The sequence below is a fragment of the Granulicella sp. 5B5 genome (genome assembly GCF_014083945.1).
GTDB lineage: Bacteria > Acidobacteriota > Terriglobia > Terriglobales > Acidobacteriaceae > Granulicella.
This window is the reverse complement of record NZ_CP046444.1, coordinates 1,005,257-1,017,916: the sequence shown is the minus strand read 5'-3', so window position 1 is coordinate 1,017,916 and position 12,660 is coordinate 1,005,257. Positions and strand designations below refer to the sequence as shown.

Sequence of the window (12,660 nt, the reverse complement as noted above, 5' to 3'; positions counted from 1 at the left end):
CCGCAGCCATGCAGGCTGTGGGGCCATGCTCCAAAGCGCAGAGCCATAAAGGACCGGATGACCGAGAAGCACACACGCATCAACTCCCAGGCGCCCATCGCCTTACAGACTTCGGCTGTCGCTGCCACTCCTGCCGCCCGCCCATCGCGCCCGGCCCTGACGAGTGTCCAGTCGCGTTTGCTGGCGGTTTCCACGCTGCTGGTCTCCGCCTCGGTCCTTCTGGCCGCGCAGCAGCCCAGCTACCCGGTCCCCGGCGGTGCCTTCCCGTCGGCCCCGCAGCTGCAACTGCCGCAGATGCCGCAGCGGCCTGCCATCACGGCCAATGGCACCGTTGTGGAAGACGTTGTTGCGCGCATCAACGACCAGATCATCACCCGCAGCGAGTACGAGCGCGCCGCGCAGCAGATGCTGCGCGATGCCGAGCAGGGCGGTGCCTCCGAAGCGCAGCTGCAGGACCATCTACACGACCTGCTGCGCGACATGATCGACTCCCAGTTGCTCATTGCCAAGGGCAAGGACCTGGGCATCAACTGCGACGCGGAGACCATCCGCCAGCTCGACGATATCCGCAAGCAGAACCACCTGCCGGACATGGAGGCTCTTGAAAAGGCCGCCACGCAGCAGGGCGTCTCATTTGAGGACTTCAAGCAGAACATCCGCAACCAATGCATTCGCCAGTCCGTTGTGCGCGAGGACGTGGGTCGTCACATCAACATGACCCACGCGCAGGAACAGGCCTACTACGAGGCGCACCAGAAGCAGTTCGAGGTGCCCGAGCAGATCCATCTGAGCGAGATTCTGGTCCCCACGGCGGAGAACGCGACCGACGCGCAGCTGGCGCAGGCACAGGCCAAGGCTGACGACATCGCTAAGCAATTGAAGGGCGGCGCGAGCTTTGCCGATCTGGCAAAGAAGGACTCCGGTGGTCCCACGGCGGCAGCCGGCGGCGACCTCGGTGACTTCAAGCGCGGCGCGCTCGGCCAGGTGCTGGAAGACGCGACCTTCGACCTGGCGGTCGGCGCCAACACTGCCCCCATCCGCACCCGTCAGGGCTATGTCATCCTGCGCGTGGACGCTCACCAGAAAGCCGGTGTTCCACCGCTCGCCAACGTCGAGAACCAGGTGCAGGAAGCCATCTACATGGACCAGCTACAGCCTGCGCTGCGTGCCTACCTGACCAAGGCGCGCAACGAGGCATTTATCGAGCTTGCACCAGGGTTCGTTGACACCGGTTCCACCGCCAAGAGCAATAACGCGAACTTCGCCTACACGGCCTACCAGGCTCCCGCCATCAAAAAGAAGCTGCGGGCCAAGCAGCGCGCCGAGCAGGAGCGCGCGCTGAAGGCACAGGCCGCTCTTGCAGCCGCGCGTGAGCGCGTTGCCGAGAAGCAGCAGGCCAAGGCCGAGGCCGACAAGGCCAAGCTCAACGGCACGAAGAGAGTCAAGGGCAAGCAGAAGCGGGAGAAAATCCGCCGCGAGAAGATTCGCTACGGTCAGGCCCCCCGCAACTCGCTGCCGGCCGCCACGACGCTGGCGACGGACACCCCGCAGAACCCGCCATTGGCCGGCCAGGCTCCGGGCTCTGCAATGGAGCCTGCCGAGTCAGTCACCTCCATCACGACCGGCACCGGCGTTGACGCCGATACCACCACCGCCGACAACGGCGATCCGCTCGGCCCGATCTCCGGTCCGGAGAAGAAGACCCGCTTCTCCTCCCAGCAGACCAAGGCGGAGGTAGACCGCGCCAACGCCAAGCTGGCCAAGGCGGAGAACAAGGCTGCGATCCGTCCCGTTGTGGCCACGCGTGACCAGTCCGCCACGGAGAAGGTGCAGGCCGCGCCTCTCGGGCTGAACGGCGATACCGTCAAAAAGAAGAAGAAGCCCAGGGCCCAGAAGGGCGACAAGAAGGAGCGCCTGCAGGAGCAGCAGAAGCCGGTGGTGACCACCCCGACGGTCGCTCCCACCGTGAACCCGGCCGTCACCGGCGCGCCCCCGGCCACAACCAACCAGTAGCCGCAGCCGCCAGCCTGTAACCCACGGCTGGCGGTTTGCATTTAATCGACCACGCCGCGTCTGGCGCTCGCACCGCTCCACGCTCTATCCTCTACACTCTGCCTCTATGAAAGACTTCTTCATCGCCGACGCCGCGCGCTTCGAGGGCCAGAGCGTCACCACGTTCTTTCTCGTCGCCTCCGCCAGCCTGCGCGACCGCAAGCCCAGCGGCCAGTACCTCGCGCTCACCCTCGCCGACAAGTCCGGCCAGTTCGAAGCCCGCATGTGGGACGACTTTACCGAGGCCGCCGCCACCTGCACCGCCGGTTGCTACGTCAAGGCTCAGGGAACCGTCTCCAAGTACCAGGGCAAATTTCAGATCACGCTGCAGAAGCTCCGTCTCGCCGCTGCCGTCGAGATCGACACCGCCGACTTCGTCCCCACCAGCATCTACGACATCCCCACCATGGCCGCCGAGCTGCGCAGCTACGTCGATGTCTTCCGCAACGATCACCTCCGCCGCCTCGTGCTCGCCTTTCTCGACGACCCGCAGCTTGGCCCCGCGTTTCTGCGCGCGCCCGCAGCCAAGCGACTGCACCACGCCTGGATCGGCGGCCTGCTGGAGCATGTGCTCTGCCTCGTCCGCGTCTGCCTTGCCACCGCGCCCTTCTACCCGGAGGTCGACCCCGACCTGCTCGTCACCGGGGCCATCCTGCACGACATCGGTAAGGTCCGCGAACTCAGTTGGGACACCAGCTTCGACTACACGCTCGAAGGCCAGCTCATCGGCCACATCTCCATCGCGCAGGGCCTGCTGCACGAAAAGATCGCCGAGCTCAACGCCGCCACGCCGGACGCGCCGTTCCCGCCACAGCTCCGTCTGCTGCTCGAGCACATGATCCTCTCCCACCACGGCAAGCTGGAGTTCGGCAGCCCCAAGCTACCCATGACCCCCGAAGCCATGCTGCTCTCCGCACTCGACGATCTCGAAGCCAAGTTCCAGACTCTGCGCAACGAGTTTGCCGCCTCGAAGGCCGCCGGCCGCTCTTCCAGCGACGTCACCGAATGGGTCCGCAGCATGGAGCGCCCGCTCTTCAACTCACAGGCATGGCTCGGCGAAGAGCAGGTGCCTATCTCCGAAGACTAAGGATGGATGGGGTGCCGCGCTCCGTGCCGAATCTGGGCAACGCTGACGACTCGCCTCTCTTCATCGACCGTAAAGAGCACACGGTAGATGTGAGGCTTGTTCCCATACAGCAGGTGCCGCACGTTTGACCGCTCCGGTGTCATCGCACAGCGTTCAGGGTGCGTCTCCAAGCTGAAGATGGCTGCCTCCAGCCCACGAAACCATAGAGCGGCTGCTTGTGAAGATTCGGCATTGATTGTTTCGTAGATGTGGCTAAGGTCCCTGATGGCACGCTTCGCGAGCCTAACCTCGTACGCCATACGCTTCTCGCAGGGCGGCGAAGACTTGGCGAGCCGGTACCGTTTGGCCTTCGGCGATCTCCTCCAGCCCTTGCCGTAGCCCCTCATCAGGATCGGCCAGCGCGGCCAGGTCGAGTAGGCGCTGATATGCTGCAGCCTCTTGGACAACAATCTCAGCGTGCCCATCGACAGTTAGCATCATCGGACGATGGGTGACCTTCAAGCGCGCGATAAGCTCTTCAGTGTTCTCGCGGAACGCGTTGAGCGTGTGGATGTCAGGGGTCGCGTCGATCATGTCAGCCTCCATTGGAAGAAGTCTATCGCAAGCGCCGGGCCAGGATTCTCCTGCCGGCAACCCAAATCGTTACGCCGTCTCCTGCAGCGCACGCGCCGCGTTGATCAACGCAATGTGCGACAGCGCCTGCGGAAAGTTCCCCAGCGCGCGCCGTGCCTTGGTGTCATACTCCTCGGCCAGCAGACCGATATCGTTTTGCAGTGCCAGCAGTCGCTTGAACAGTGTCTGGGCGTCCTTGTGGCGGCCCGTCTGGGCATAGCACTCCACCAACCAGAACGAGCACGCCAGAAAGCACGAGTCCTGCGTCTTCTCCTTGTCCGTCGAGAAGCGCATTACCAGCCCATCGCGCATCAGCTCCTTCTCAATCCGCGCAATCGTGCCCAGAATGCGCGGATCGTCCCACGGCAGAAAGCCGAAGATCGGCATCAGCAGGCACGAGGCATCCACTGTGTCCGCGCCGTAGTACTGGACAAAGCTGTTCAGCTTTGCATTGAAACCGTGCGCGCACACCTCGGCGTGGATCGCGTCGCACACCTTCGCCAGCTCATCCACCGGCCCATCCAGTCCCTGCTCGCGGATCGCCAGCACCGTGCGGTTCATCCCCACCCAGGCCATCACCTTGCTGTAGGTAAAGCGGTGCTCATAGTTCCGCTGCTCCCAAATGTTGGAGCTCGGCCGCTGCCATATCTCGGCCAGCCGTTCCGCCAGCTCCAGCCGCAGCCGCCGCACATGCACGTCGTCTTCAATGCCCGCGCGCTTGATGCAGTACAGCGCATCGGCGACCTCACCGTACACATCCAGCTGCGCCTGCTCGCTCGCGGCGTTGCCCACGCGTACCGGCAATGAAGCTTCATACCCGCTCAGCCACGGCAGCTCAAACTCCGGCAGGTGCCGGTCGCCGCGGATGCCGTACATGATCTGCATCTGCTTCGGGTCGCTGCCGATCGAACGCATCAGCCAGCGCTGCCAGTCCGCCGCCTCCACGTGGTAGCCCATCGAGATCATCGACTCCAATGTCAGTGCGCCATCGCGCAGCCAGCAGAAGCGGTAGTCCCAGTTGCGGCCCGCGCCCAGCACCTCCGGCAGCGAGGTCGTCGCAGCCGCAACAATCCCGCCGCTCGACCGGTAGGTCAGCGCCTTCAGCGTAATCAGCGACCGCGTTACCGCGTCCTTCCATGGACCTTTGTAGCTGCTCTTGCCGCTCCACCGCGCCCAGAACCCTTCGGTCTCCTCCATCGCCTGCGGCATATCGAGCGGCGCAGGTTCGTCGTCTTCCACATTGCCGTAGGTCAGCACAAAGCTCACCGTCTCACCCTTGCGGACTGTAAACGTTGCATACGCGGCCTCGTTGCGCATCTCCAGGGGCTGTTCCGTGCGGAGATACAGAATGCTTGGCCCCGCATAGGCGTACCATGCGCCGTCCTGCATGCCCGTCCAGGGCACACCGCGGCCATAGTCGAAGCGTGGCAGCAGCTCCATCTGCATCTCAACGCTGCCCTCCAGCCCAGTCACCGTCCGCACGATGTCGGAGTACTTGCGCGGCAGCGGCGGCTCCTTGGAGTGACGTCCCCGCAGCGGCATCCAGTCGGTCAGCAGTACGGCACCCGTGGCCGTCTCGAACCGCGTCTCCAAAATCAGTGTGCTGTCCCGATACTGCCGCGTCACTTTGGCCGGTGCGGCGACCGGCGCGATCTGCCAGCGCCCGTTCTCAGGAGTCCCCATCAGTGCAGCAAAGCTAGCCGGAGAAGAGAAGTCCGGCCAGCAAAGCCAGTCGATCGACCCATCCAACCCCACCATTGCTGCCGTCTGGCAGTCGCCGATCAACCCATACTCCTCGATCTTCAATGCCATGCCCGTGCGTGCCCTCTCGTCCCGAAAACTGCCGCTGAATCATATAGATGCAAATGCCTGAATGGGGGAAACACTTGACACTGCAATTAGAATAGAGTGTAGGGATCAAGCGGCCCCAGGGCCGTGCCTTCGTTAGACCTTGACAACTCAAAACAGTGCCAAGGTCCCGCATATATCGACCAAAGTGCAAGGCGGATGGTTACGAGGCTAACTCCAATCGGCTGCGGATCATAGCCCCAAAACCGGGGGGGAGGGCCAGCCACAAACCCGCAAGAGCCGCCCGCAACCCGGTCACAGCCCGCGGCTTTATAATCGATAGTTCATGCTCCGTTTCTCGACAGCCGGCGAAAGCCACGGCGAATCTCTCGTAGCCCTCATCAGCGGCCTGCCTGCAGGCGTTCCCGTCGATCAGACCTTCCTCGACCACGAGCTGTGGCGCCGCCAGCAGGGCTATGGCCGCGGCGGCCGCATGCGCATCGAAAAGGACACCGCGCACATCCTCTCCGGCGTCCGCCACGGCAAGACCATCGGCTCGCCCATCGCGATGACCCTGGCCAACCGCGACTGGAAGAACTGGGAGGAGATCCTCCCGGTAGAGCCCGGTGACCCGGAGAAGCACAAGGCCGTCGCCAGCCCGCGACCCGGCCACGCCGACCTCGCCGGCGCGCTGAAGTACGACTTCAAGGACGCGCGCTATATTCTCGAACGCGCCTCGGCCCGTGAGTCCGCCGCCCGTGTCGCCTGCGGAGCCATCGCCAAGATGTTGCTACGGTCACTCGGCATCGAGGTCGCTAGTCATGTGGTCCGCGTCGGCACGGCAGAGCTCTCGCGCGAGGCGACATTCGCGGAGATCGCTGCCATCGCTAACAGGGAAGAGGTGCTCCTCGCTTGCGTTGACGCTGAGTCCGAAGCACGGATGAAGGCCGAGGTCGATGTCGCGCTACGCACCGGCGACACGATCGGCGGTATCTTCGAAGTCGTCGTCCATGGCCTGCCGCCAGGCGTGGGCACGCATGTGAACTGGGACGAGCGCCTCGATGGCCTGCTCGCGCAGTCGGTCATGAGCCTGCAGGCCGTGAAGGCCGTTGAGCTGGGCCGCGGTGTTACCGCCGCAAGTTCGCCTGGCTCCAAAGTACACGATGCCATCGGCTACGACCGCGAGGGCGACGGTAACTTCACCAAGTTCACCCGCGAGCATAACAACGCGGGCGGTCTTGAAGGCGGCATCTCGAACGGCGAGGACATCGTTGTTCGCGGCTACCTGAAACCGATCTCGACGCTGCGCCGCCCGCTTGGCTCGGTCTCGTTCGAGACCCGCGAGGAGACCAAAGCGGCCTACGAACGCAGCGATGTCTGCGTAGTGCCTGCCGCTGGCGTAGCTGGCGAAGCGATGGTCGCGCTGACGATTGCGCGGTCGCTGCTGGAGAAGTTTGGCGGCGACAGCATGCGCGAACTCGAGCGCAACTACAAGAGCTACTGTGACCAGATTCGGTCATACTAGAAGAAGCGAAGAAAGATGCCGACTGAAACACAAACCGATACCGCTGAAGCCAAACGCGCCGCGCGCAAGGCTACCAGTGAGGCTGTCCGCAAGAACGCGAAGAGGCTGCATGAGGTCGTGAAGTATCCCGACCCGGTGCTGATGAAGAAGGGCGAACTCGTCACCGAGTTCAACGCCGAACTGGCGCAGTTTGTCGAGGAGATGTTCGACAGCATGTATGCGGCACAGGGCATCGGCCTGGCTGCGCCGCAGATCGCTGTCTCAAAGCAGATAACGGTCATTGACATCAGCTTCAACGAGAACCCTGAAGACAAGCTGGTGCTGATCAACCCGGTCATCATCGAGCGCGAAGGCACTCTGTACGAAGAGGAAGGCTGTCTCAGCTTGCCGGACATCAACGAGAAGGTGAAGCGTTCTGGTTGGGTGAAGGTCCGCGCGCAGAATGTGAAGGGCGAGTTCTTCGAGGTGGAAGGCGAAGAGCTGCTGGCACGCGCGTTGCAGCATGAGATCGACCATCTGCACGGGGTGCTCTTCATCGACCACCTGAGCCGGTTGAAGCGCGACCTCATTATCCGCCGCATCAAGAAGCTGCAGAAGAACGGCGAGTGGTAAGAGGTCTCCGATGAAGCTGGTCTTTTGCGGGACGCCTGAGTTCGCGGTTCCCAGTCTGCAGGCAGTGGTGGCTGCAGGCCACGAAGTAGCACTGGTGCTCACGCAGCCGGACCGTCCGGCGGGGCGCAAGATGGAGCTACAGGTGCCACCGGTGAAGGTGTTGGCGCTTTCGCTCGGGATTGCTGTAGAGCAGCCGGAGAAGCTGAAGACCAATGTTGGGCTGCGGGAGCGGTTGGCGGCAATTCAGCCGGATGCGATCATCGTCGTCGCGTATGGGCGGATTATTCCGGACTGGATGCTGGCGCTGCCACGGTACGGGAACATCAACGTGCATGGATCGCTGCTACCGAAGTATCGTGGCGCTGCGCCGATCCAGTGGGCTGTCGCGAACGGCGAGACGGAGACGGGCATCACGACGATGCGGCTCGATGCTGGATTAGACACAGGAGATACACTGCTTTTCCGCAGCATTCCCATCGGGCCGGACACAACCTCTCCACAGCTTTACCCACAGCTTGCCCACATCGGAGCGGAGCTCCTGGTAGTGACGCTGGCCGGGCTTGCGGACGGCAGCGTGACGCCGCAGCCGCAGGACCACTCGAAGGCGACGCTGGCACCCATCCTGACGCGTGAGGATGGTCGTCTGGAGACGTCCAGATACACTGCGCAGCAGGCTTACGATCGTTGGCGCGGCTTCAATCCATGGCCTGGGTGTTGGGCGATGTTGCGGGGCAAGCGGTTTCTGCTGCACCGCATTCATCCGGTTGTAGCGGCGGTTTCGCTGGCTCCTGGCGAGCTGGATGCTTCCAGCGGTGAACTCCTGCTCGGAATGGCTGATGGCACCTTGCTGCGGCTGGATGAGGTGCAGTTGGAGGGCAAGCCTCGGCTGGCGGGAGAGCAGTTTGCCAGGGACTATCAGGTGAAGGCGGGTGAACGGCTTGAGTAAGCCACTGCATCCGAGAAATCCTGCGGCGAAGAAGCCTGCGATTACGGTGAGTCCGGCGCGGGCGGCGGCGTTCGAGATTCTGGAGCGCGTTGCCGTGACGGATGCTCACTCGGATGATCTGCTGCACTCGTCTCGACTGAGCGAGTTGTCGCAGGCAGACCGGAACCTGGCTACGACGCTGGTGCTGGGTGTGCTGCGGTGGCAGATTGCGCTGGATGCTTTGATCAAACCGCTGCTTTCACGACCGGATGCGGAGCTGGCGGTGCCGGTGGCTACGGCGCTGCGGCTGGGGGCGTTCCAGTTGCGGTATCTGGACCGGATTCCTGCGCATGCGGCGCTGAGCGAGTCGGTGGAGCTGGCGCGGAGTGCTGGGCATGGGCATGCTGCCGGGATGGTGAATGCCATCCTGCGTGGGCTGACGCGGGCTGCCGTGCCCAAGGTGCCGCTGTATGAGACCACGGCGGCGATGGGGGAGCGGTTGTCGCATCCGGCGTGGTTGGTGCGGCGGTGGGAGACCAACTATGGCCGTGCTGGAGCGCTGGCGATCTGTGAGTACGACCAGAGTCCGCCAGAGCGCGGGACGTTGTTTGGTGCCGAGAGCGATGAGACGCTGCCGACGATGGATGATGGGTCTCGTCTGGTGGCGGAGCTGGCGGCTGCGTCGGTAAAGGCTCCGCGGCGGATATGGGACTGCTGTGCGGCCCCTGGCGGGAAGACGATGGTGATGGCGCGGCGGCATCCGGAGGCGGATGTGCTGGCTACGGATGTGAGTCCGGTGCGGCTGCGGCGGCTGGCGGAGCGGCTGAAGCCGGTTGCGCCGCAGGTAAGGACGGCAGTTGCCGATGCTACGAAGCCGCTGGTGGATGAGGCGGAGTTCGACCTGATCCTGTGCGATGCGCCCTGCAGCGGGACTGGGACGCTGAGCCGGAACCCGGAGCTGAAGCTGCGGTTGCAGCCTGCGGACCTTTCGCGGCAGGCGGTGCGGCAGAGGGAACTTCTTTTGGCGGCGCTGGAGCGGCTGGCGCCGGGGGGCAGGCTGGTGTACTCGACCTGCTCGCTGGAGCCGGAGGAGAACGAGCAGGTGGTTCAGGCAGTACTGGCCAAGGCACCCGCGGGAGTGGTGGCTGCTCCGCTGGAGCCGGTGATGGCGCGGCTGGGAGTCGAGGGCAGCGGGCTGGTAAAGGATGGGCGGCTGCGGACGGTTCCGGGGCGCGGGTTCCGAGGGGATGGGTTCTTTGCGGCGTTGTTTGAGCGGCGGTAGCCCCCACCCCTCCCCCCGGTACTTTTTGATTCAAGATCTTGATAAATGATGGGTTAGGAGAGGACTTGTTAAGGTCTGATCTCTGCCTGGATGGCGCTTCCAGCAAGAAGCAGATTCCCTGCGGGAATGACAAACAAGAAAGACAACTGCAAAGGCAAAAGCGGGAACGCAGAGGGCGCAGTGTTTCTCGCAGTGGGCGCAATGGGGTGAGTCTGGGTTCTTTGGCTCTAGATTTAGTATATCGGCGGTGTCAATGGGGGCGTGAGTTAAGTCTTTTGATGACTTTGGTTGCGGGAGATATTGAATGTGCGCTGCCGCTTCAAGGGACTTGAAGGCTGATGGGGCCGGTGGGGGTGGTGGGTTTGGTTGTGGAGGTTGGCGAGGCGGGCGTGTTGCCGCCCAGAGTGACGCGGATGGAGTCGCCTCGTATGACGCGGTAGCCGGGGGCGGGGGACTGGGAGGTGACGACGGGGCCGTCGCCGACGGCTGAGACGATGAGGCCGAGCTCACTGGCGGCGCGGATGACTCCTGTGGAGGTAAGGCCGGAGAACGAAGGCAGGACGATGGCGTTGGAGGCGGGCTGCGGCGCGGTCGAGAGCAGGAGGTTGATGCGGGGCTGGTCGACGCCGGCGTTGGGAGGCGGGGTCTGGGCGAGGACGAGGTCTTCGTCGCCGGGGGCTTCGATGTGAGCGAGGGTGCCAAGGTCGAGCTCGTCCTTGCGGACGTCGATGGAGGCGTCGCGGACGGTCTCGCCGACGACATTGGGGATAGTGACCTGCTGGGGACCGAGGCTTTCGGTGACGCGGACCTGCCAGCCGTGGCGGACGACGGTGTCGGAGCGTGGGGACTGCGAGAGGACGCGACCGGCGGGGACGGTGGTGGAGTAGAAGCGGTTTTCGATGACGAGGCCGACGCCGGTCTTGAGGGCGCTCTGGCTGGCCTCGAGCATGGTGTGGCCAGTGAAGTCGGGGACTGTGACCTCGCGGACGTGGAGGGCGATGCGCAGGGTGATGGCCGCGGAGACGAGCATGACGACGACCATCGCCATGGCCGTGAGGAGCCACTCGCGATTACGGAGGAGCCACTGCGCGGTGCGCAGGGGGAGGAGCATGAGGCGAAGGAGAAACTCGGCGAGGTAGTAGACGAAGCCTTTTTTCATCGGCGGCCTCGGGAGCAAGCTCGCGCCTGCGGCTCTCGCTGCGGCAGACGCGGGTCTCTCCACTGCGCATCGCGATGAGGCTGCGATGCTTCGGTCGAGATGACACTTCTTGGGTGGGAGTGTGGGGTCATCGGCGGTTGTCCGTGGCGGGTTCGGGGTGGATGAGGACGCGGGAGACCTGGGGGTGGTCGAGGCGGAATTCACTTTCGAAGTTGGTGATGATCTCGTGGACGGCTTCCATGGGGAGGTCGTCGGGGAGCGTGCAGTGGCAGTTGATCTGGACACTGGCTGCGGCGCCACCGTGGCCGCGGGTGACTACAATTTCGTGAACGTCGACGATCTCCGGGAAGTGGCTGGCGGTGGCTCGGAGCTGGTTTTCAAGGTTTTCGCCGGCGCGCATTTGGGCGGAGGCGGCGATGGTGGCGGGCTCGCTCTCGATGTGCGTGAGGAGGGTAGCGATGCCGGGAACTTCCTTGCGGATGGCGGTTTCGAGCTGCGTGGCGATCTCATGCGCCTGGCGGAGGGGCATGCTCTCGGGGACTTCGAGGTGCTGCTCGACGTGGAGCGTGCCATCGTACTCCTGCACGGCGACGTCGTGGATGGCGAGGTTGGAGCGGGCGGCGACGGCGCGGATGCGGTCGAAGATGCTCTCGCCGATGGTAGCCGTGGGCACTGTATGCACAATGACATCGGCGTTTTCGAGGTGCTTCTGAATGGCTTCAGTGGCGGCGAAGGTGACCTGTTCGGCGCGCTGGAAGGTGAGGTTGCGAGGAAGCTGCAGGGTGAGGTCGACGAAGTAGTCAGAGCCGGAGCGGCGGACGCGCATGCGCTCGATGCCGAGGACGTCGGGGATGGCGTCGAGCTCGGTGCGGAGATTTTTCTGGAGTTGCTGGCGGACTTCTGGCGGGGTGGCGTCGAGGAGGCTGTCGAAGGTGCGCTGGCCGAGCTGCCAGGTGACGTAGAGGATGATGCAGGCGACGATGAGGGCCGCGATGGGATCGGCGTATTCGAGGGCAGGGACGTGATAGGCCTGGCCGATGAAGGTGGCAAGCAGGCCGACGAGGACTGCGGTGGAGGACCAGATGTCGGTGCCGAAGTGGATGGCGTCGGCGTGGAGGGCGTCGCTGTTGCTCTCGCGGGCGGCGCGGTCGAGTGCGCGTGAGCGTGTGAAGTCCACGAGGATGGACAGCAAGAGCACAGCGAAGGGCCACCAGGAGGTGCGCAGCACAAGATGCGAGGGATGGAGGATGCGAAGAAGGGCCTCACGGACGATCCAGACGCAGGAGCCGAGCATGAGCAGGATTTCGAAGGCGGCTGAGAGGCTTTCGAGCTTGCCGTGGCCGTAGTTGTGTTCCTCGTCCGCAGGGCGGTCGCTGACGCGGACGGCGAGGAGCGTGATGGCGGCGGCGATGAGGTCGATGCCGGAGTGTGCAGCTTCGCTCAACATGCCGAGCGAGCCGGTGACGAGGCCGGTGAAGAGCTTGAGCAGTGTGATGCCGAGCGCGGCCATGACCGAACTGAGGGCGGCGGCGCGCTTGGCGGCGCTGCGCTGGTCGGTTGTGATGTGGGTGTCCGGCATCGGAGTTAGAGGATAACAGCGGAGAGGCAGGGAGTAGGG

At 64.0% G+C, this 12,660-nt stretch carries 11 protein-coding genes; 6 read left to right on the top strand and 5 right to left on the bottom strand.

What is annotated here, in order from left to right; translation table 11 throughout:
* Window positions 1-57 precede the first annotated feature (57 nt).
* On the top strand, window positions 58-2,013 hold the full coding sequence (locus GOB94_RS04385) for a peptidylprolyl isomerase (protein WP_182277671.1): 1,956 nt from the start codon (window positions 58-60) through the stop codon (window positions 2,011-2,013).
* Window positions 2,014-2,119: 106 nt separating this feature from the next.
* Window positions 2,120-3,139 (top strand): HD domain-containing protein, encoded by a 1,020-nt coding sequence (locus tag GOB94_RS04380; RefSeq protein ID WP_182277670.1) that lies wholly within the window; start codon window positions 2,120-2,122, stop codon window positions 3,137-3,139.
* Here the strand turns inward: GOB94_RS04380 and GOB94_RS04375 are convergent.
* The 3 genes from GOB94_RS04375 to GOB94_RS04365 form a co-directional block, all read right to left on the bottom strand.
* Entirely contained in the window at window positions 3,136-3,438 is a 303-nt protein-coding gene (locus tag GOB94_RS04375) for a type II toxin-antitoxin system RelE/ParE family toxin (RefSeq protein ID WP_182277669.1), read from the bottom strand. The two genes, GOB94_RS04380 and GOB94_RS04375, sit on opposite strands and share 4 nt — an antisense overlap.
* Entirely contained in the window at window positions 3,422-3,712 is a 291-nt protein-coding gene (locus GOB94_RS04370; protein WP_220464993.1) for a type II toxin-antitoxin system Phd/YefM family antitoxin, read from the bottom strand. The genes GOB94_RS04375 and GOB94_RS04370 overlap by 17 nt, the downstream gene beginning before the upstream one ends.
* 69 nt (window positions 3,713-3,781) lie before the next feature.
* Window positions 3,782-5,563: a glycoside hydrolase family 15 protein gene (locus GOB94_RS04365; protein ID WP_182277668.1), complete on the bottom strand. Its 1,782-nt coding sequence runs from the start codon at window positions 5,561-5,563 to the stop codon at window positions 3,782-3,784.
* A 322-nt stretch (window positions 5,564-5,885) separates the two neighbouring features.
* Between GOB94_RS04365 and aroC the strand changes: the two genes are divergently transcribed.
* The 4 genes from aroC (at window position 5,886) to GOB94_RS04345 (ending at window position 9,883) form a co-directional block, all read left to right on the top strand.
* Complete coding sequence (gene aroC, locus GOB94_RS04360; protein ID WP_182277667.1) at window positions 5,886-7,064, top strand: chorismate synthase; 1,179 nt, start codon at window positions 5,886-5,888, stop codon at window positions 7,062-7,064.
* 141 nt (window positions 7,065-7,205) lie between these two features.
* Window positions 7,206-7,676 (top strand): peptide deformylase, encoded by a 471-nt coding sequence (gene def, locus GOB94_RS04355; protein WP_255484385.1) that lies wholly within the window; start codon window positions 7,206-7,208, stop codon window positions 7,674-7,676.
* Window positions 7,677-7,686: 10 nt separating this feature from the next.
* On the top strand, window positions 7,687-8,622 hold the full coding sequence (fmt, locus tag GOB94_RS04350) for a methionyl-tRNA formyltransferase (RefSeq protein ID WP_182277665.1): 936 nt from the start codon (window positions 7,687-7,689) through the stop codon (window positions 8,620-8,622).
* On the top strand, window positions 8,615-9,883 hold the full coding sequence (locus tag GOB94_RS04345; protein ID WP_255484235.1) for a transcription antitermination factor NusB: 1,269 nt from the start codon (window positions 8,615-8,617) through the stop codon (window positions 9,881-9,883). The genes fmt and GOB94_RS04345 overlap by 8 nt, the downstream gene beginning before the upstream one ends.
* A gap of 319 nt (window positions 9,884-10,202) precedes the next feature.
* Here the strand turns inward: GOB94_RS04345 and GOB94_RS04340 are convergent, their stop codons facing one another.
* Together GOB94_RS04340 and GOB94_RS04335 are read right to left on the bottom strand one after the other, a co-directional pair.
* A complete protein-coding gene (locus tag GOB94_RS04340) occupies window positions 10,203-11,042 on the bottom strand; it encodes a PASTA domain-containing protein (protein WP_255484234.1) in 840 nt (279 codons plus the stop codon).
* Between the two features lie 127 nt (window positions 11,043-11,169).
* Window positions 11,170-12,621: a cation diffusion facilitator family transporter gene (locus GOB94_RS04335; protein WP_182277663.1), complete on the bottom strand. Its 1,452-nt coding sequence runs from the start codon at window positions 12,619-12,621 to the stop codon at window positions 11,170-11,172.
* Window positions 12,622-12,660 lie beyond the last annotated feature (39 nt).

What these genes read in the sequence shown, in the direction of transcription:
- GOB94_RS04370 (WP_220464993.1), bottom strand. Translation starts at nt 3,712, where the DNA reads ATGATCGACGCGACCCCTGACATCCACACGCTCAACGCGTTCCGCGAG.
- GOB94_RS04365 (WP_182277668.1), bottom strand. Translation starts at nt 5,563, where the DNA reads ATGGCATTGAAGATCGAGGAGTATGGGTTGATCGGCGACTGCCAGACG.
- GOB94_RS04385 (WP_182277671.1), top strand. Translation starts at nt 58, where the DNA reads ATGACCGAGAAGCACACACGCATCAACTCCCAGGCGCCCATCGCCTTA.
- def (WP_255484385.1), top strand. Translation starts at nt 7,206, where the DNA reads ATGAAGAAGGGCGAACTCGTCACCGAGTTCAACGCCGAACTGGCGCAG.
- aroC (WP_182277667.1), top strand. Translation starts at nt 5,886, where the DNA reads ATGCTCCGTTTCTCGACAGCCGGCGAAAGCCACGGCGAATCTCTCGTA.
- GOB94_RS04380 (WP_182277670.1), top strand. Translation starts at nt 2,120, where the DNA reads ATGAAAGACTTCTTCATCGCCGACGCCGCGCGCTTCGAGGGCCAGAGC.
- fmt (WP_182277665.1), top strand. Translation starts at nt 7,687, where the DNA reads ATGAAGCTGGTCTTTTGCGGGACGCCTGAGTTCGCGGTTCCCAGTCTG.
- GOB94_RS04335 (WP_182277663.1), bottom strand. Translation starts at nt 12,621, where the DNA reads ATGCCGGACACCCACATCACAACCGACCAGCGCAGCGCCGCCAAGCGC.
- GOB94_RS04340 (WP_255484234.1), bottom strand. Translation starts at nt 11,042, where the DNA reads ATGAAAAAAGGCTTCGTCTACTACCTCGCCGAGTTTCTCCTTCGCCTC.
- GOB94_RS04375 (WP_182277669.1), bottom strand. Translation starts at nt 3,438, where the DNA reads ATGGCGTACGAGGTTAGGCTCGCGAAGCGTGCCATCAGGGACCTTAGC.